Source organism: Variovorax sp. FW305-3-2-15-B-LB1 (genome assembly GCF_058787635.1).
In genome coordinates this window covers 134826-151620 of the sequence record NZ_JBYSZY010000009.1, presented here as the reverse complement: position 1 = coordinate 151620, position 16795 = coordinate 134826, and the positions used below count along the sequence as shown (strand labels likewise).

The following is a 16795-nucleotide window of genomic DNA, read 5'->3' as shown; positions in this document are numbered from 1 at the left end:
GCGGCGTCACGCGCCTTGATTGGCCCGCCGTGGCAGACCTTCGCGACGCCAGAAATAGGGTGAACAGGCCCTAGGCCAGGAAGTCTTCGATCAGCTGCGCCACGCGCTGCGGCTGGTCGTGGTGCAGCATGTGGCCCGCGTCGTCGAGCTGCTCGATGCGCACCGAAGGCACGGACTTCAGCCGCTCGTGGAATTCGGCGAGCGTGTAGCGGGCTTTCCACCAGCCGTGCAGGCTGTCGTCCGAGGCCTCGACCATCAGCGTCGGCGCGGTGATGCGCGCGTAGAGCGCCAGTGTTTCGTCGACGCGGAAGATGTTGGCGTTGACGATCTTGTGCGCGGCCTCGCCGAGGATCTGCCAGCGCGCGCTGCCGTCGGGCTGGGCCTGCGGCGCCGACCAGTGGCCGGCCAGCCAGTCGGCCTTGTCCTGCGTGAGGCGCGGGTTGGTCTTCATGAGGCGGCGTGCCACGCCGTCCACCGCCGAATAGCCCGCGAGCGCCTTTTCGCCGCGGTGCAGGCCCTTGAGCTCGTCGATCCACTGGCCATAGCGCGCGGGCGCCTCGGCGGGCTGGCGCGCGGGCATGCCGAAGCCTTCGAGGTTGACGAGGCGGCGGATGCGCGCCGGGCGCACGCCCGCGTAGTGCATCGCGACGTTGCCGCCCATGCTGTGGCCCACGAGGTCGACCGGGCGGGCATCGTCGCCCTCGCCGGCGTAATGATCGAGCAGCCATTCGAGGTCGGCCAGGTAGTCGGGCAGCCAGTAGTTGTCGACACCGCCGCCGTCGGTGAGGCCGAAGCCGCGCCAGTCGGGGGCGATGATGAAGCGGTCGTCCTTCAGCGCATCGACCACGAACTGCCAGGAGGCCGCCACGTCCATCCAGCCATGCACCAGCACCAGCGGCGGGCGCTCGCTCGACGGTTGCCCCCAGAGGCGGACGTGGTAGTTCAGGTTGCGCACGGGCACGAATTCGCTGCGCGAGGGGCGGAGGGCTTGGTACATATGGCGCTCGATGATACGGAGAGGCCGCGCCGCGCGCAGTCCGCCACAGGACAGGGCGGCGCTCGGTTTCTCGGGGCCGGGGCAGCGCCTGCCGCGCGGGCGCGCTAGCATTCCGCGCATGAAAAAGATTCCACTCGGTCAGAGCGACCTCCACGTCACCCCGATCTGCCTCGGCACCATGACTTTCGGCGAGCAGGTCGACGAGCCCACGGCCCACGCTGTATTGAACCGTTCGCTCGAGCGCGGCGTCGACTTCATCGACACGGCTGAGATGTACGCGGTGCCGGCGAGCAAGGAAACCTGCGGCGCGACCGAAACCATCATCGGGAACTGGTTTGCGGCCAACCCCGGCACGCGCCAGAAGATCACGCTGGCGACCAAGGTGGCGGGCCCCTCGCGCGGCATGCCCTGGGTGCGCGAAGGCACGGGCATGACGGCGGCCGACATCGAGGCCTCGTGCCACGGCAGCCTGCGCCGCCTGCAGACCGACGTGATCGACCTGTACCAGATCCACTGGCCCGAGCGCCACGTGCCGGTGTTCGGCAACATCCACTACAACCCCGAGAAGGAAACCTCGCAGACGCCGATCCACGACCAGCTCGAGGCGCTGGGCAAGCTGGTGAAGGCGGGCAAGGTGCGCACCATCGGCCTGTCGAACGAGACGCCCTACGGCGTGCACGAGTTCGTGCGGCTGGCCGAGCAGCACGGGCTGCCGCGCGTGGTGTCGGTGCAGAACGTCTACAACCTGGTGAGCCGCGCGCACGAGAACGCGCTCGACGAGACCATGCACCGGCTCGGCGTGTCGCTGCTGGCGTACTCGCCGCTGGCCTTCGGCCTGCTGACGGGCAAGTACGACCAGAGCGGCATCGAGGGCCCCGACGCTCCCAAGGGCGCGCGCATCTCGAGCTACGAGTCGGTGCGCAAGCAGCGCTGGGGCAAGCCCGACGCGCTGCGCGCGGCGCGGCGCTACAACCAGCTCGCACGCGACCACGGCCTGAGCCCCACGCAGCTCGCGCTGGCCTTCTGCTACACCAAGTGGCAGGTGGCGAGCACGATCATCGGCGTGACCTCGGTGGCGCAGCTCGACGAAGACCTGGACGCCTACGGCACCACGCTGTCGGCCGAGGTGCTGGCCGAGATCGACAAGATCCGCCTGGACATCCGCGACCCCGCCGCCTGACCCGAACAAGTGAGCAAGTGAGCAAGAAAGCCCACGTTTCCGAGACGCCCGCCACCCAGCTGCTGCGGGCGAACAAGGTCGCCTTCACCGAGCACCCCTACGAGTACCTGGAGCACGGCGGCGCCCAGCACAGCGCGCAGGTGCTGGGCTTCGACCCGTTCACCGTGGTCAAGACGCTGGTGATGCAGGACCAGGACGCCAGGCCGCTGATCGTGCTGATGCACGGCAACCGCACGGTGTCGACCAAGAACCTCGCGCGGCAGATCGGCGCCAAGTCGGTCGAGCCCTGCAAGCCCGAGGTGGCGCAGCGCCACAGCGGCTACCTGGTGGGCGGCACCTCGCCCTTCGGCACGCGGCGCGAGATGCCGGTCTACATCGAGTCGAGCGTGCTCGAGCTGCCGAAGATCGCGATCAACGGCGGGCGGCGCGGCTACCTCGTGGGCATCGATCCGCAGGTGTGCGTGACGCTCCTGGGCGCCAAGCCCGTGCAGTGCGCGCTGGCAGAATAGCCGGCGTTTGCTTTTTCCCGCCGGGCATGCAGGCCGGCGGCGCACAACAACAATCCGTTCCCCGGAGACCCGCCTTGAGTTTCGATCTGCCTTCCCTCCTTGCCATCGTGGCGTCGTACCTGATCGGTTCGCTGTCGTTTGCGGTCATCGTGAGCAAGTCGCTCGGCATGGCCGATCCGCGCAGCTACGGCAGCGGCAACCCCGGCGCCACCAACGTGCTGCGTTCGGGCAACAAGGGCGCCGCGCTGGCCACCTTGCTGCTCGATGCGGCGAAGGGCTGGCTGCCGGTGTTCCTGATCCGCCAGTTCGGCGCGCAGTGGGGGCTGGGCGAGGGCGTGGCGGCGCTGGCGGGCCTGGCGGCCTTCCTGGGCCACCTGTACCCGGTGTTCTTCGGTTTCCAGGGCGGCAAGGGCGTGGCCACGGCCGCCGGCGTGCTGGTGGGCATCGCACCCTGGCTGGGGCTGGCCACGGGCGCGACCTGGCTGATCATCGCGATCTTCTTCCGCTATTCGTCGCTGTCGTCGCTGGTGGCGGCGTTCTTCGCACCGGCCTACTACCTGCTGGGTGGAAACATTGCGTGGCCACTCGACCGCACGGTGCTGATTGCGATCATCATCATGAGTCTGCTGCTGATCTGGCGGCACCGCGAAAACATCCGCCGGCTCGCGGCCGGCACGGAGTCGAAACTCGGCTCGAAGAAAAAGGCTTGAACTCACCATGGCATCCATCACCCGCTTCCACGTCGGCCCGCGTCTGTCCGAGACCGCGGTGCACAACGGCACCATCTACCTCGCGGGCCAGGTGCCCGACGACACCACGCAGGACATCCGCGGCCAGACCGCGCAGGTGCTCGGCATGGTCGACCGCCTGCTGGCCGAGGCCGGCAGCGACAAGTCGCGCATCCTCATGACGCAGATCTTCCTGGCCGACATCGGCGACATCGGCGCCATGAACGAGGTGTGGGACGCGTGGATTCCGGCCGGCAACACGCCGCCGCGCGCGACCGTGGAGGCCAAGATGGCCAACGCGGCTTACAAGATCGAGATCGTCGTCACGGCCGCGCAGGCCTGAGGCCGGATCGGGAGCGGTCTCAGTACCGCTTCTCGAGAATCATCTCGTCGGCATCGCGCCGCATCGAGAAGCGGTTGAGAAAGCTGTTGCCCAGCAAGACGAAGGGCATGGGTTGCTGCGAGACGATGGCGTCGATGTCGTAGACCTCGACGTCGCCCACGCGCACGCTTTGCAGCCGCAGCCTGTAGCCCGCAGCGTTGCCGTTGGCCGTGCGCATCTGCACCAGCTGCCCCTTGCTGTAGTCGAGCCCGATGCGCTGGGCATCGACCGCCGACAGCGCGATGGTGGTCGCACCGGTATCGAGCATGAAGGTGACGGCGCGGCCGTTGATCTGGCCCTGCGTCATGTAGTGGCCCCGGCTGTCGGCCTGCAGCACGATGCGGTTGCCGCCGCTGCCGGCAATACCGCCCCGGCCGATGCTCACGGGCGAATCCATGCGCAGCGAGAAGCGCTTGCCCGCCGATTCGACCACCGCCTGGTCGGCCTGCAGCGACACCAGCTTGACGCCCTGGAAGGTCTCCCCGACCGCCACCGTCTTGGGCGGCGCGCCATTCACGATGAGGATGGCGCGGCTGCCGATGGAGCCGGTCAGCGTGACCGAGTCGGCGGCGTGCGCCGCCGTGGCCGCGGCCGCCCACAGCGCCGCGACGAGGAGCGCCTTCATGCGCGGGTCAGTCGCGGAAGTTGTTGAAGGACAGCGGCATGTCGGGCACGTCCTTCTTGATGAGGGCCATGGCGGCCTGCAGGTCGTCGCGCTTGGCCCCGGTGATGCGCACGGCGTCGCCCTGGATCGCGGCCTGCACCTTGAGCTTGCTGTCCTTGACGATGCGGGTGATCTTCTTGGCCTGCTCGCTCTCGATGCCGTTCTTGATCTTGATGACCTGCTTGACCTTGTCGCCGCCCATCTTCTGGACGTCGCCCTTATCGAGAAAGCGCACGTCGACGTTGCGCTTGGTGAGCTTGTTGCGAAGGATGTCCTCGACCTGCACGAGCTGGAACTCGGCGTCGCCGATCATGGTGATCTCCTTGTCCTTGAGCTCGACGGCGGCGGCGGTGCCCTTGAAATCGAAGCGCGTTCCGATTTCCTTGGCGGTGTTTTCGACCGCATTCTTCACTTCGGGCAGATTGGGCTCGCAGACGGTATCGAAAGACGGCATAGGCTCTCCTGGACGCACGGGTACTGAATGCGACAATTCTCCCATGATCGTGGAGTCCAATGTCCCGCTGCAGCCCTACAACAGCTTCGGCATCGTCGCGCGCGCGCAGCACCTGGCGCGCATCACCAGCGAGGCCGACCTGGCCGCGCTGCACGCCGATCCGGCCTGGCGCGACGAACCCCGTTTCGTGCTCGGCGGCGGCAGCAACATCGTGCTCACGGGCGACGTCAAGCCACTGGTGCTGAAGATCGAGATCAAGGGCCGGCGGCTGGTCGAAGAGACGCCGCGCGCCTGGATCGTCGAGGCCGGCGCCGGCGAAACCTGGCACGACACCGTCGAATGGATGGTGCGCAGCGGCTACCCGGGGCTGGAAAACCTGGCACTCATTCCCGGCACCGTGGGCGGCGCGCCGGTGCAGAACATCGGCGCCTACGGCGTCGAGCTGCAGGACCGCTTCGACTCGCTCGACGCCTTCGACCTCGAAACCGGCCGCGCCTTCACGCTCGACGCGGCGCAGTGCGCCTTTGGCTACCGCGATTCGGTCTTCAAGCACGTGCGCAGCGGCCCGAACGATTTCGGCCTGGCGGGCCGCGCGGTCATCACGCGGGTGCGTTTCCGGCTGCCCAAGCCGTGGAAGCCGGTGGTCGGCTACCTCGACCTCGAGCGCAAGATGGAAGAAACCGGCAATTTCACGCCCAGCGCGGTCGACATCTTCGAGTGGATCTGCGCCATCCGCCGCGCCAAGCTGCCCGACTGGCGCGTGCTGGGCAACGCCGGCAGCTTCTTCAAGAACCCGACGGTCACGCCCGAACAGTGCGCCGACATCATTGCGCGCGACCCCAAGATCGTGCACTACCCGATGGACGACGGCAGCATCAAGCTCGCGGCCGGCTGGCTCATCGACGCCTGCGGCTGGAAGGGCAAGTCGGTGGGCAACGCCGGCGTGTACGAAAAGCAGGCGCTGGTGCTGGTCAACCGCGGCGGCTCGGCCAACCCGGTGACGGGCGGCGAGGTGATGACGCTGGCCAAGGCGATCCAGACCAGCGTGTACGAACGCTTCGGCATCCGATTGGAGCCGGAGCCGGTGGTGGTCTGACGCGGTGGATCTCGACTTCCTGCACCTGAACTACCGCCGGCGCATCGCCGTGCTGGGCTGGGCGCAGCTTGCCGTCATCGTGGCGGGCATCGCCTCGGTGTTCCTGGTGCGGGCGGGCTGGTGGGGGTCGGTGCTGCTGATCCTCGCGGCCCTCTTATTCGCGGGGCTCCTGAGCCAGATCGAACTCAGCCTGCGCCGCCAGTTCATCCGCGAGGCCCGGCTGCCGCCGTTCCTGATCGGCAAGCTCCGCGCGGCGCACCCGCAACTGAGCCGACGCGACGCCGAGTTGGTGCTGCGCGGGCTGCGGCAGTTCTTCATGGCGTACCTGCGCAGCAACCTCAAGTTCGTCGCCATGCCCTCGCGGGTGGTCGACACGGCCTGGCACGAGTTCATCCTGCACACGCAGGGCTACCAGACCTGGTGCCAGGCGGCCTTCGGGCGCCTGCTGCACCACAGCCCGGCCGAGGTACTGGGCCAGGACGCGCGGCGCAACGACGGCCTGCGCCGCACCTGGTACTGGGCCTGCAAGGAAGAAAGCATCGACCCGCGCAATCCGGCGCGACTGCCGCTGCTGTTTGCGCTGGACATCAAGTTTGCGATTGCGGACGGCTTTCACTACATCCCCGATTGCCGGGCGATCGAGCGCGCAACGGGCACCGACGCGCACTGCGGCACGAGCTTCGGCGATTCGTCGTCCGACGGCGGCAGCTCGGGCGATGCCGGAGGCTTCGGCGGCAGCGAGGCGAGCGGGAGCGGCGATGGCGGCTCCAGCGACGGCGGTGGCGCGTCCGATGGGGGCGGTGGATGCGGTGGCGGGTGCGGAGGAGGCGGCGACTGACGCCGGGTGCACCTTCCAAAGAAAAACGGGCCCCGAGGGGCCCGTTGTCATTGCTGCCCTTGCGGTTGGCAAGGGCAGCGAAGGGATCGATCAGCTCGCGTCGTCGTCGTTCGCCAGCTTCGGCAGCGAGGCGCCTTCGCCCGACGACAGCAGGCCGACCTGCGTGTAGATGGCGAGCTTTTCGCGCGTGTCGACGATGTCCAGATTGCGCATCGTGAGCTGGCCGATGCGGTCCAGCGGCGTGAACGCGCCTTCGACCTTTTCCATGCTCAGGCGCTCGGGCTTGTAGGTGAGGTTGGCCGATTCGGTGTTCAGGATCGAGTAGTCGTTGCCGCGGCGCAGCTCGACCGTCACTTCGCCGGTGATGGCGCGCGCCACCCAGCGCTGGGCCGTTTCGCGCAGCATGATGGCCTGCGGGTCGAACCAGCGGCCCTGGTACAGCAGGCGGCCCAGGCGGCGGCCGTTGTCGCGGTACTGCTCGATGGTGTCTTCGTTGTGGATGCCGGTGACCAGGCGCTCGTAGGCGATGAACAGCAGCGCGAGGCCCGGGGCCTCGTAGATGCCGCGGCTCTTGGCCTCGATGATGCGGTTCTCGATCTGGTCGCTCATGCCCAGGCCGTGGCGACCGCCGATGCGGTTGGCTTCGAGGATCAGCTCGACCAGGTTCGTGTAGCGCACGCCGTTCAGGGCGACGGGCACACCTTCTTCGAAACGCACCGAGACGGTTTCGCGCTTGACTTCGACTTCGTCCTTCCAGAAGGCCACGCCCATGATGGGCTGCACGATCTGCATGCCGCTGTTCAGGTGCTCGAGGTCTTTGGCCTCGTGCGTGGCGCCCAGCATGTTCGAGTCGGTCGAATAGGCCTTCTCGGACGACATCTTGTAGGCGAAGCCGGCCTTCTGCATGAACGCCGACATTTCGGCGCGGCCGCCCAGCTCGTCGATGAAGACCTGGTCGAGCCAGGGCTTGTAGATCTTCAGCGCGGGGTTGGTGAGCAGGCCGTAGCGGTAGAAGCGCTCGATGTCGTTGCCCTTGTAGGTGCTGCCGTCGCCCCAGATGTGGACGTCGTCTTCCTTCATGGCCGACACCAGCATGGTGCCCGTCACCGCGCGGCCCAGCGGCGTGGTGTTGAAGTAGGTCACGCCGGCGGTGGTCACATGGAACGCGCCGGCCTGCAGGGCGGCGATGCCTTCGTTGGCCAGTTGTGCGCGGCAGTCGATCAGGCGGGCGTTCTCGGCGCCGTAGAGCATCGCCTTGCGCGGGATCTCGTCGTAGTCGGGCTCGTCGGGCTGGCCGAGGTTGGCGGTGTAGGCGTAGGGGACGGCGCCCTTGAGCTTCATCCAGTGCAGCGCTGCGCTGGTGTCCAGGCCGCCCGAGAAGGCGATGCCGACCTTCTGGCCGGCGGGAACGTTTTGGAGAATGGTCGACATGTCAGGGGTTCCGTTTCAACCGAAGTGGCAGATGTAGCTGTAGGGCTCGCCGCTCACGCGGATCTGGAAGCTCGAATTGCCGGGAATGCTGAACTTCTGGCCGGGGCCCGAGGCGATCCATTCGCTGGTGCCCGCGAGCTGGTATTCGCAGCTGCCGCCGGTGCCTTCCATGATTTCAGGCGCGCCGGTGTTGAAGGTGAGGGTGGAGGGCAGGATCACGCCGACCGATTTCTTGGTGCCGTCCGCCAGGGTGAGGTTGTGGCTCACGCACTTGCCGTCGAAATACACATTGGCCTTGGTGGCCACTGCGGCGCTGTTGATGGTGTCGGTAGTCGTCGTCATTGGATGGATGGCGCCGGCGCCTGCGCGTTCGGCGGATCGAGGGACGCGCCGCGGCAGCAGCACCCCCGGGGTTGGAGAAGCCCTCGATTTTAGGGGCTCGGGAGAGCCGGCCCGCCGTGGGGGAAACTCAGTAGCGCCAGCCGTGGCGATGGCCGCCCCATCCGCGATAGCCACGGTAGTAGCCGCCACCGCCCCAGCCGCGCGAATAGCCCAGGTTCAGCGAGATGCCGACCGGCGGGTAGGCGTAGGGCTGCGCATACGGGTAGGTGTAGGCGGGCTGCACGTAGACGGGCGGGGCGTACACCGGGGCCGGCTGCACGTAGACCGGCGCGGGCGCGTTGGACACCACCACGCCGGGTTCGGGCACGACGCTGTCCCAGGGGGAGTTGGCGCCTTGCTGGTACTGCCCCTGTTGCGGGTACGGCTGGTACTGCTCCTGGTACTGCGGGCCGTTGTTGGCCTCGACCGGGTAGGGCTGCAATTGCGACTGGGGCTGGACCGGCGCGGTGGTCACGCCCGACGTGGTCACGCCGTAGGCGCTGGCCTGAATCGGGATGGTGGCGCCCGGCCGGCTGGTGGTGCGGGTCGTGTACTGGCGGCCCTGGTATTCGTAGGTGACGTTGTAGCTGACGTCGCTGCCGGTCGTTTCGCGGATCGGCGTGGCGGAAATCACGCGCGCCTGGACCACTTGCTGGGCCTGCACGACGCTGGCGCCCGTGGCCAGCAGGCCAGCCGCCGACAGCCCCGTGAGGATGCGAAAAACGTGTCTGTTCATGGTGTTCTCTCCTGCAGATCGCGGTTGGAGGCCGGCCGGCGGGACGGGGTTCCGGGGTTTACACGGCGTTCACAGCCCAGCTGTCGGCATCGAAACCAGTCGTTACGCCCGTCTTCGGGCCCCAATCGACCACCGGCCGCTTGATCAGGCTGGGGTTGGCCAGCAGCACGGGGCGGGCCGAGGCGGCGTCGACCACTGCGTCGCGCATGGCCTCGTCCAGCTTGCGCCAGGTGGTGCCCTTGCGGTTGACCAGCGCCTCCCAGCCAGGGGCCTGGAGCCAGCGGTCGAGCTCGGCCTCGGGCACGCCCTGTTTCTTGAAATCGTGGAAGGCGTAGGCCACGCCATGGTCGTCGAGCCAGGCGCGGGCGCGCTTGACGGTGTCGCAGTTCGGAATGCCGTATAGGGTTGTCATGGCCGCCATGATGCCGCGAGCGGCGGGTCGGCGACAATGCCGGCCTCCATGGAAACCCTGAACGACTGGCTCGCGCGCGCCGAGCACCTTCATCCCGACAAGATCGAACTCGGGCTCGATCGCGCCAAAGAAATGGCGCAGCGTCTGGGCCTGCGTTTCGACTGCCCCGTCATCACGGTGGCGGGCACCAACGGCAAGGGTTCGACCTGCGCCATGCTCGAATCGATCCTCACGCACGCGGGCTACCGCACGGCCGTGTTCACCTCGCCGCACCTGGTGCGCTTCGAGGAGCGGCTGCGGCTCAAGGGCGAAGCGGTCGATGCTTCCAAACTGATAGCAAGCTTCGAGGTGGTGGAAAAGGCCCGCGGCGACATGGCCCTGACCTACTTCGAGTTCACCACGCTCGGCATCCTGCATTGCATGATCCAGGAGAAGCCCGACGTGGCGATCCTCGAGGTCGGCCTGGGCGGCCGGCTCGACGCGGTGAACATCATCGACGCCGACTGCGCGATCATCACCAGCATCGACCTGGACCACATGGAATACCTCGGCCCCGACCGCGAAAGCATCGGCTTCGAGAAGGCCGGCATCCTGCGCGCCGGCAAGCCCGCCATCGTGAGCGACCCGGTGCCGCCGCAAAGCGTCATCGACCACGCCAACGCCATCGGCGCCGACCTGTGGCGCTTCGGGCACGACTTCAACGTCTCGGGCGACAAGCAGCAGTGGGGCTGGTCGGGCCGCGGGCGGCGCTACAGCGGGCTGGCCTATCCGGCGCTGCGCGGCGCCAACCAGCTGCTCAATGCGGCGGGCGTGCTCGCGGCGCTCGAGGCGCTGCGCCCGCAGCTGCCGATCACGGCGCAGGCGGTGCGCAACGGGCTCGCGATGGTCGAGCTGCCGGGCCGCTTCCAGATCGTGCCGGGCGAGCCCACGCTGGTGCTCGACGTGGCGCACAACGCCCACGCCGTCGCGGCGCTGGCCGAGAACCTCGACGCGATGGGTTTTTCGCCCACCACGCACGGCGTGTTCGGCGTCATGGCCGACAAGGACCTCGCGCCCATCCTGGCGCGCATCGGGCCGCTGATCGACCGCTGGTACTTCACCGACCTGCCCACGCCGCGCGCCGCCAAGGCCGCCGATCTGCTGGCCGCGTGGCAGGCCCAGAACACGCGCAAAGACGCCTCGGGCAGCGTGCACGCGAGCCCGATGGACGCCCTGCGCGCGGCCATCGAGCAGGCAGGTGCCACTGATAGAATCGTGGTCTTCGGATCGTTCTTCACCGTGGGTGGCGTCCTCGAAAACGGCACCCCCCGGCTGCAAGCCAAACACCTGCTGCCAGGCGGCTGATCGTCGGGCTGTCCACACCCATCCGGCACCATCGGGCACCACCTCGCTGCACTCCTCCAGGGATCGAACTTCATGGCGTTTTTCAAGTTCCGCGCGCGCGGCCCACAAGGCAACGAAGGACGCAGCGCCCCCGCGGCGGTGCCGGCGGAAAGTGTCGAATCCATGCGCCGGCGTGCGCGCCATCGGCTGCTCGGCGCGGCGGTGCTGGTGCTGGTCGGCGTGATCGGCTTCCCGCTGCTGTTCGACACCCAACCGCGCCCCGTGCCGGTCGATATCCCGATCGAGATTCCCGACCGCAACAAGGCCAAGCCGCTGCCCGTGCCCGCCACGCCGGCACCCGCGACGAGCAGCGCGCCGTCGTCGTCGTCCGACGGCAGCTCCCGCGTGGCGGCCGCCTCGTCGGCCGGCGGCATGATCACCGAGACCGCCGACGGTACCGTGATCGAGCCGGGCGCGACCGTGCCCGCGACGCCGGCGGCGCCCAAGCCCGCCGTGGAGCCGAAGAAGCCCGAGCCCAAGCCGGAACCCAAACCCGAGCCGAAGCCCGAGCCCAAACCGGAACCCAAGCCGGAGCCGAAAAAGCCCGAACCGAAGCCCGAGGCCAAGCCGAAGCCGGAACCCGCCAAGCCCGCCGCGAACGCCGATGACGGCGCCCGCGCCCGCGCGCTGCTCGAAGGCAAGCCGCCCGCCGCCGCGCCCAAGCCGGCCGCCGACGACAACGGCCGCTTCGTCGTGCAGGTCGGTGCTTTCGCCGATGCCGACAAGGCGCGCGAAGTGCGCCAGAAGCTCGAACGCGCCGGCCTCAAGACCTACGTACACGTCGCCAAGACGACCGACGGCGAACGCACGCGTGTGCGCGTCGGGCCGTTCGCCTCGCGTGCCGAGGCCGAGAAGGCCGCGGACCGGGTCAAGGGCTTGTCTTTGGCCGCAGCCATCCTCACGTTGTAAGCACCGCCGTCGCCCGCTGCCTGTAGTTCATTGCCGTGGCCCTGCTCGACTGGATCGCCATCGCGCTCATCGTGCTGTCGATGCTGTTCGGGCTGGTGCGCGGCCTGGTGTTCGAAGTGATTTCGCTGATCGGATGGGTGGCCGCCTTCATCGTGGCCCAGTGGGTGGCCTCCGACGTGGCGGCCTGGCTGCCGTTCGGCGAACCGCAGGCCACCTGGCGTTACCCGCTGGCCTTCGTGCTGGTGTTCGTGGCGGTGGCGTTCGGCGTGGGGCTGGCGGCAGCCCTCACGCGCAAGCTGATCGCCGCGGTCGGCCTGCGGCCGGTGGACCGGATTTTGGGAGCAGCGTTCGGCGCGGCACGGGGGGCAGTGGCCCTGCTCGTGCTGGCGGTCGTTGTTCATTTGCTGGCGTTGAGCGACAGTGCCTGGTGGCACGAATCGCGCAGCGCCATTGTTCTCGATGCGGCATTGCAGGGCCTCAAACCCTCGCTGCCTGAAAAGTTGGCAAGCTACCTGCCCTGAGAGGAATCGTTCATGTGTGGAATCGTCGGCGTTGTCAGCAACGCACCCGTCAACCAGCTGCTCTATGACGCGCTGCTGCTGCTGCAGCACCGCGGCCAGGACGCGGCCGGCATCGTGACCTTGCTGGAACGCAAGTTCTTCATGCACAAGGCCAAGGGCATGGTGCGCGACGTGTTCCGCACCCGCAACATGCGCGCGCTGCCGGGCAACGTGGGCCTGGGCCAGGTGCGCTACCCGACCGCGGGCAACGCCTACAGCGAAGAAGAGGCGCAGCCCTTCTACGTGAACGCGCCCTTCGGCATCGTGCTGGTGCACAACGGCAACCTGACCAACGCGCACGCCCTGCGCGCGGAGCTGTTCTCCACCGACCACCGCCACACCAACACCGAGAGCGACTCCGAAGTGCTGCTCAACGTGCTGGCCCACGAAGTCGAGCGCTCTTCGCGCGGCGTGCCGCTGCACCCGGCCGAGGTGTTCGCCGCCGTCAAGAACGTCTACAAGCGCCTGCGCGGCTCCTACGCCGTGGTCTCGCTGATCGCCGGCCACGGCCTGCTGGCCTTCCGCGATCCCTACGGCATCCGCCCGCTGTGCATGGGCCGCAGCGCCGACGGCACCGTCATGGTGGCCAGCGAATCGGTCGCGCTCGAAGGCTCGGGCCACGTGTTCGAACGCAACATCGAACCGGGCGAGGCCGTGTTCATCGACCTCGAAGGCAACGTGCACTCGATGCAGTGCGCCGAAGGTGCGTCGCTCAACCCGTGCATCTTCGAGTTCGTGTACCTCGCACGTCCCGACTCGGTGCTCGACGGTATCTCGGTGTATCAGGCGCGCCTGAACCTCGGCGAAACGCTGGCCAAGCGCGTGGTCTCGACCGTGCCGCCGAACCAGATCGACGTGATCATCCCGATTCCCGAATCGAGCCGCCCGAGCGCCACGCAGCTCGCGCACCTCCTGGGCATTCCATACCGCGAAGGCTTCGTGAAGAACCGCTACGTCGGTCGCACGTTCATCATGCCGGGGCAGGGCGTTCGCAAGAAGTCGGTGCGCCAGAAGCTCAACGTGATCGGCAGCGAATTCAAGGGCCGCAACGTGCTGCTGGTCGACGACTCCATCGTGCGCGGCACCACCAGCCGCGAGATCGTGCAGATGGCGCGCGACGCCGGCGCCCGCAAGGTCTACCTGGCCAGCGCCGCGCCGCCGGTGCGCTACCCCAACGTCTACGGCATCGACATGCCGACCAAGGACGAACTCGTGGCGCACGACCGCACCGTCGAGGAAATTCGCGAGCTCATCGGCTGCGATGCGCTGATCTACCAGGACGTTGACGCCATGAAGCGCGCCATCGGCTCGCTCAACCCGAAGCTCGCCGGTTTCGACGCCTCGTGCTTCGACGGCGTGTACGTGACCGGCGACATCGACACCGCCGCCATCTCGCGCATGAACGGCAACCGTCCGCGCATCGAGGAAAACGAAGAAGACGCTTCGCGCCTCGCCCTGCCGAACCCCAGCGAGTAAGAGAAAGAAGAGAGGGCCGACGTGAGCCAAGACGAACGCACCTTGCCACCCGGCCTGCACCGCGACACCCTCGCGCTGCGCACCGGCCTGGCGCCCAGCCAGCACGGCGAGCACTCGGAGGCCCTGTTCCTCACGAGCGGCTTCGTGCAGCCCGACGCCGAGACCTCGGCCCGCCGCTTCGCCGGCACCGAGGCCGGCTTCACCTACTCGCGCACCTCGAACCCGACGGTCGCCAGCTTCGAGCAGCGCCTGGCCGCGCTCGAAGGCACCGAGGCCGCCATCGGCGCCTCGACCGGCATGGGCGCGATCCTCATGATGTGCATGGGCCTGCTCAAGGCCGGTGACCACGTGATCTGCTCGTGCTCGGTGTTCGGCTCCACGCTGAACCTGTTCGGCAAGGAGTTCGCCAAGTTCGGCGTCGAGACCACCTTTGTCTCGCAGACCGACGTGGCCGAATGGCGCGCCGCGCTCAAACCCAACACCAAGCTGCTCTTCGCAGAAACGCCGACCAACCCGCTGACGGAAGTCTGCGACATCCAGGCACTGGCCGACCTGGCCCACGGCGTGGGCGCGCTGCTCGCGGTCGACAACTGCTTCTGCACGCCGATCCTGCAGCGGCCGGCCGAGCTGGGCGCTGACCTCATCATCCATTCGGGCACCAAGTACCTCGACGGCCAGGGCCGTGTGATGGCTGGCGCGATTTGCGGTCCGTCGAAGCTCATCGTCGATGTCTTCGGCCCCGTGGTGCGCACCGCCGGCATGGCGCTGTCGCCATTCAATGCGTGGGTCGTGCTCAAGGGCATGGAAACGCTCGGCATTCGCATGAAGGCGCAATGCGCGAATGCGCTGGCCGTGGCGCAGTGGCTCGAGCAGCAGCCCGGCATTGCGCGCGTGTACTACCCCGGTCTTGCCTCGCATGGACAGCACGAACTCGCGATGCGCCAGCAGTCGGGGCAGGGCGGGGCGGTGGTGTCGTTCGACGTGGTCGGCGACACGCCCGACGCCGCGCGCGCCAACGCCTTTCACGTGATCAACAGCACGCGCGTCGTGAGCATCGCCACCAACCTGGGCGACACCAAGACCATCATCACGCACCCCGGCACGACCTCGCACGGCCGCCTCACCGAAGTGCAGCGCCAGGCTGCCGGCATCAGCCAGGGGTTGATCCGCCTCGCGGTCGGCCTCGAATACATCGACGACATCACGGCCGACCTTTCGCGCGGCCTGAGCACCCTGACTTCCTGATTTTTCATTTCATGACCGGCAAAGTTCGCACCCGCATCGCACCGTCTCCCACCGGCTTCCTGCACCTGGGCACGGCGCGCACTGCACTCTATTCGTGGGCCTATGCACGCCACCACGGCGGCGAGTTCGTGCTGCGCATCGAGGACACCGACGTGGCCCGCTCCACGCAGGACTCGACCGACCAGATCCTTGCGTCGATGCACTGGCTCGGCCTCGACTACGACGAAGGCCCGATCTACCAGATGCAGCGCCTCGAGCGCTACCGCGAAGTCATCGCGCAGATGCTCGCGGCCGGCACCGCCTACCACTGCTACTGCACGCCGGCCGAGCTCGACGAGATGCGCGAAGCCCAGCGCGCGCGCGGCGAGAAGACGCTGTACGACCGCCGCTGGCGTCCGGCGCCCGGCAAGGTGCTGCCGCCCGTGCCCGAAGGCGTGCCACCCGTGGTGCGCTTTTGCAATCCGCCCGAAGGCGACGTGACGTGGAACGACCTCGTCAAGGGCGAGATCACCATCAACAACCGCGAGATCGACGACCTGATCATCCTGCGGCCCGACGGTGTGCCCACCTACAACTTCGCGGTGGTGGTCGACGACTGGGACATGAACATCACGCACGTGTTCCGCGGCGACGAGCACATCAACAACACGCCGTGGCAGATCAACATCTTCCGCGCGCTTGGCGCACCGCTGCCGCAGTTCGGCCACGTGCCCGTGATCCTCGGCGACGACGGGCAGAAGCTTTCGAAGCGCCGCGGCGCCGTGAGCGTCACCGCGTACGAGGACAACGGCTACCTGCCCGAAGCCATGCTCAACTACCTCGCGCGCCTGGGCTGGAGCCACGGCGACGACGAGCTCTTCACGCGCGAGCAGATGGTGAGCTGGTTCGACGGATCGCACCTGTCGAAGAGCCCCGCGCAGTGGGACGCGGCCAAGCTCGCGTGGGTGAATGCGCAGTACATCAAGGCCAAGAGCGGTGACGAGCTTGCACCGCTTGTTGCAGCGCAGTTGCAAAAGCGCGGCATCGTCGCCGACGCACGTTTGCCTGCGATCTGTGCGCTCTTCAAGGACCGTTGCGACACCACGGCGGCGCTCGCTGGTTGGGCTGCAGCGTTCTATTCGGACATCGAAGTGAGCGATGCAGACCGCGCGCAGCACATCACCGATGCAGTGAAGCCAGCGATCGCAACACTCGTTGAAAAATTGATGACGGTCGCCTGGGAGAGGGCCGAAATCGCAGTTATGATCAAGGAAGTCCTCGCGACACACGCGCTGAAAATGCCCGTGTTAGCGATGCCAGTACGAGTGCTTGTGATGGGAACATCGCAGACACCGTCCCTCGATTCAGTGCTCGAAATTTTTTCCCGCGAAAAAGTTATCGAGCGATTGAAAAAGGCCTGAAAAATCGGGCTATA

The 16795-nt window shown here is 67.6% G+C and carries 19 protein-coding genes; 12 read left to right on the top strand and 7 right to left on the bottom strand.

Annotated elements, in window-relative coordinates:
- Window positions 1-70: 70 nt before the first annotated feature.
- Window positions 71-997 carry an alpha/beta fold hydrolase gene (locus AC3WQR_RS08550; RefSeq protein WP_070062401.1) on the bottom strand — a complete coding sequence of 309 codons (927 nt, stop codon included), beginning with the start codon at window positions 995-997 and terminating at the stop codon, window positions 71-73.
- 118 nt (window positions 998-1115) lie between these two features.
- On the opposite strand from AC3WQR_RS08550, the gene AC3WQR_RS08545 reads away from it, so the two are divergent.
- From AC3WQR_RS08545 to AC3WQR_RS08530, 4 genes are all read left to right on the top strand, one after another.
- Window positions 1116-2177, top strand: a complete 1062-nt coding sequence (locus AC3WQR_RS08545) for an aldo/keto reductase (protein WP_062469984.1) — start codon at window positions 1116-1118, stop codon at window positions 2175-2177.
- 17 nt (window positions 2178-2194) lie between these two features.
- Window positions 2195-2686: an aminoacyl-tRNA deacylase gene (locus tag AC3WQR_RS08540; RefSeq protein WP_492741736.1), complete on the top strand. Its 492-nt coding sequence runs from the start codon at window positions 2195-2197 to the stop codon at window positions 2684-2686.
- 74 nt (window positions 2687-2760) lie between these two features.
- The gene (gene plsY / locus AC3WQR_RS08535) at window positions 2761-3396 is read left to right on the top strand and encodes a glycerol-3-phosphate 1-O-acyltransferase PlsY (protein WP_062469978.1); all 636 of its coding nucleotides are present in this window, start codon (window positions 2761-2763) and stop codon (window positions 3394-3396) included.
- Between the two features lie 7 nt (window positions 3397-3403).
- Window positions 3404-3757, top strand: a complete 354-nt coding sequence (locus tag AC3WQR_RS08530) for a RidA family protein (RefSeq protein ID WP_070062404.1) — start codon at window positions 3404-3406, stop codon at window positions 3755-3757.
- Between the two features lie 19 nt (window positions 3758-3776).
- Here AC3WQR_RS08530 and AC3WQR_RS08525 read toward each other — a convergent pair whose 3' ends face one another.
- Both AC3WQR_RS08525 and AC3WQR_RS08520 read right to left on the bottom strand, forming a co-directional pair.
- Complete coding sequence (locus AC3WQR_RS08525) at window positions 3777-4421, bottom strand: retropepsin-like aspartic protease family protein (RefSeq protein ID WP_492741735.1); 645 nt, start codon at window positions 4419-4421, stop codon at window positions 3777-3779.
- A gap of 7 nt (window positions 4422-4428) precedes the next feature.
- Complete coding sequence (locus tag AC3WQR_RS08520; RefSeq protein ID WP_095746332.1) at window positions 4429-4914, bottom strand: YajQ family cyclic di-GMP-binding protein; 486 nt, start codon at window positions 4912-4914, stop codon at window positions 4429-4431.
- A 43-nt stretch (window positions 4915-4957) separates the two neighbouring features.
- Here AC3WQR_RS08520 and murB point away from each other — a divergent pair, with 43 nt between their 5' ends.
- Both murB and AC3WQR_RS08510 read left to right on the top strand, forming a co-directional pair.
- On the top strand, window positions 4958-6010 hold the full coding sequence (gene murB / locus AC3WQR_RS08515; RefSeq protein ID WP_307696005.1) for a UDP-N-acetylmuramate dehydrogenase: 1053 nt from the start codon (window positions 4958-4960) through the stop codon (window positions 6008-6010).
- A gap of 4 nt (window positions 6011-6014) precedes the next feature.
- Window positions 6015-6848 (top strand): glycine-rich domain-containing protein, encoded by an 834-nt coding sequence (locus AC3WQR_RS08510; RefSeq protein ID WP_487848174.1) that lies wholly within the window; start codon window positions 6015-6017, stop codon window positions 6846-6848.
- A 90-nt stretch (window positions 6849-6938) separates the two neighbouring features.
- Here AC3WQR_RS08510 and argG read toward each other — a convergent pair whose 3' ends face one another.
- The 4 genes from argG to AC3WQR_RS08490 form a co-directional block, all read right to left on the bottom strand.
- Window positions 6939-8279, bottom strand: a complete 1341-nt coding sequence (gene argG, locus AC3WQR_RS08505; RefSeq protein ID WP_492741734.1) for an argininosuccinate synthase — start codon at window positions 8277-8279, stop codon at window positions 6939-6941.
- A 15-nt stretch (window positions 8280-8294) separates the two neighbouring features.
- Window positions 8295-8621: a pyrimidine/purine nucleoside phosphorylase gene (gene ppnP / locus AC3WQR_RS08500; RefSeq protein ID WP_492741733.1), complete on the bottom strand. Its 327-nt coding sequence runs from the start codon at window positions 8619-8621 to the stop codon at window positions 8295-8297.
- Window positions 8622-8748: 127 nt separating this feature from the next.
- The gene (locus AC3WQR_RS08495) at window positions 8749-9396 is read right to left on the bottom strand and encodes a hypothetical protein (protein ID WP_492741732.1); all 648 of its coding nucleotides are present in this window, start codon (window positions 9394-9396) and stop codon (window positions 8749-8751) included.
- 58 nt (window positions 9397-9454) lie between these two features.
- Window positions 9455-9808, bottom strand: a complete 354-nt coding sequence (locus AC3WQR_RS08490) for an ArsC family reductase (RefSeq protein ID WP_492741731.1) — start codon at window positions 9806-9808, stop codon at window positions 9455-9457.
- A 36-nt stretch (window positions 9809-9844) separates the two neighbouring features.
- On the opposite strand from AC3WQR_RS08490, the gene folC reads away from it, so the two are divergent.
- The 6 genes from folC to gltX all read left to right on the top strand — a co-directional run bounded on the left by folC (window position 9845) and on the right by gltX (window position 16781).
- Window positions 9845-11152 (top strand): bifunctional tetrahydrofolate synthase/dihydrofolate synthase, encoded by a 1308-nt coding sequence (gene folC, locus AC3WQR_RS08485; RefSeq protein ID WP_492741730.1) that lies wholly within the window; start codon window positions 9845-9847, stop codon window positions 11150-11152.
- 72 nt (window positions 11153-11224) lie between these two features.
- Complete coding sequence (locus AC3WQR_RS08480) at window positions 11225-12100, top strand: SPOR domain-containing protein (protein ID WP_492741729.1); 876 nt, start codon at window positions 11225-11227, stop codon at window positions 12098-12100.
- A 35-nt stretch (window positions 12101-12135) separates the two neighbouring features.
- Window positions 12136-12621 carry a CvpA family protein gene (locus tag AC3WQR_RS08475; protein WP_192192989.1) on the top strand — a complete coding sequence of 162 codons (486 nt, stop codon included), beginning with the start codon at window positions 12136-12138 and terminating at the stop codon, window positions 12619-12621.
- Window positions 12622-12633: 12 nt separating this feature from the next.
- Window positions 12634-14136, top strand: coding sequence for an amidophosphoribosyltransferase (gene purF / locus AC3WQR_RS08470; RefSeq protein ID WP_070062415.1), 1503 nt, complete (start codon window positions 12634-12636; stop codon window positions 14134-14136).
- 21 nt (window positions 14137-14157) lie between these two features.
- Window positions 14158-15381, top strand: a complete 1224-nt coding sequence (locus AC3WQR_RS08465; RefSeq protein WP_492741728.1) for an O-succinylhomoserine sulfhydrylase — start codon at window positions 14158-14160, stop codon at window positions 15379-15381.
- 11 nt (window positions 15382-15392) lie between these two features.
- Entirely contained in the window at window positions 15393-16781 is a 1389-nt protein-coding gene (gltX, locus tag AC3WQR_RS08460; protein ID WP_492741727.1) for a glutamate--tRNA ligase, read from the top strand.
- Window positions 16782-16795: the final 14 nt, after the last annotated feature.

Coding starts and splice junctions, on each gene's coding strand:
- purF (WP_070062415.1), top strand. CDS start 12,634: ATGTGTGGAATCGTCGGCGTTGTCAGCAACGCACCCGTCAACCAGCTG.
- murB (WP_307696005.1), top strand. CDS start 4,958: ATGATCGTGGAGTCCAATGTCCCGCTGCAGCCCTACAACAGCTTCGGC.
- argG (WP_492741734.1), bottom strand. CDS start 8,279: ATGTCGACCATTCTCCAAAACGTTCCCGCCGGCCAGAAGGTCGGCATC.
- AC3WQR_RS08545 (WP_062469984.1), top strand. CDS start 1,116: ATGAAAAAGATTCCACTCGGTCAGAGCGACCTCCACGTCACCCCGATC.
- AC3WQR_RS08530 (WP_070062404.1), top strand. CDS start 3,404: ATGGCATCCATCACCCGCTTCCACGTCGGCCCGCGTCTGTCCGAGACC.
- AC3WQR_RS08525 (WP_492741735.1), bottom strand. CDS start 4,421: ATGAAGGCGCTCCTCGTCGCGGCGCTGTGGGCGGCCGCGGCCACGGCG.
- AC3WQR_RS08480 (WP_492741729.1), top strand. CDS start 11,225: ATGGCGTTTTTCAAGTTCCGCGCGCGCGGCCCACAAGGCAACGAAGGA.
- folC (WP_492741730.1), top strand. CDS start 9,845: ATGCCGGCCTCCATGGAAACCCTGAACGACTGGCTCGCGCGCGCCGAG.
- ppnP (WP_492741733.1), bottom strand. CDS start 8,621: ATGACGACGACTACCGACACCATCAACAGCGCCGCAGTGGCCACCAAG.
- gltX (WP_492741727.1), top strand. CDS start 15,393: ATGACCGGCAAAGTTCGCACCCGCATCGCACCGTCTCCCACCGGCTTC.
- AC3WQR_RS08490 (WP_492741731.1), bottom strand. CDS start 9,808: ATGACAACCCTATACGGCATTCCGAACTGCGACACCGTCAAGCGCGCC.
- AC3WQR_RS08520 (WP_095746332.1), bottom strand. CDS start 4,914: ATGCCGTCTTTCGATACCGTCTGCGAGCCCAATCTGCCCGAAGTGAAG.
- AC3WQR_RS08495 (WP_492741732.1), bottom strand. CDS start 9,396: ATGAACAGACACGTTTTTCGCATCCTCACGGGGCTGTCGGCGGCTGGC.
- AC3WQR_RS08550 (WP_070062401.1), bottom strand. CDS start 997: ATGTACCAAGCCCTCCGCCCCTCGCGCAGCGAATTCGTGCCCGTGCGC.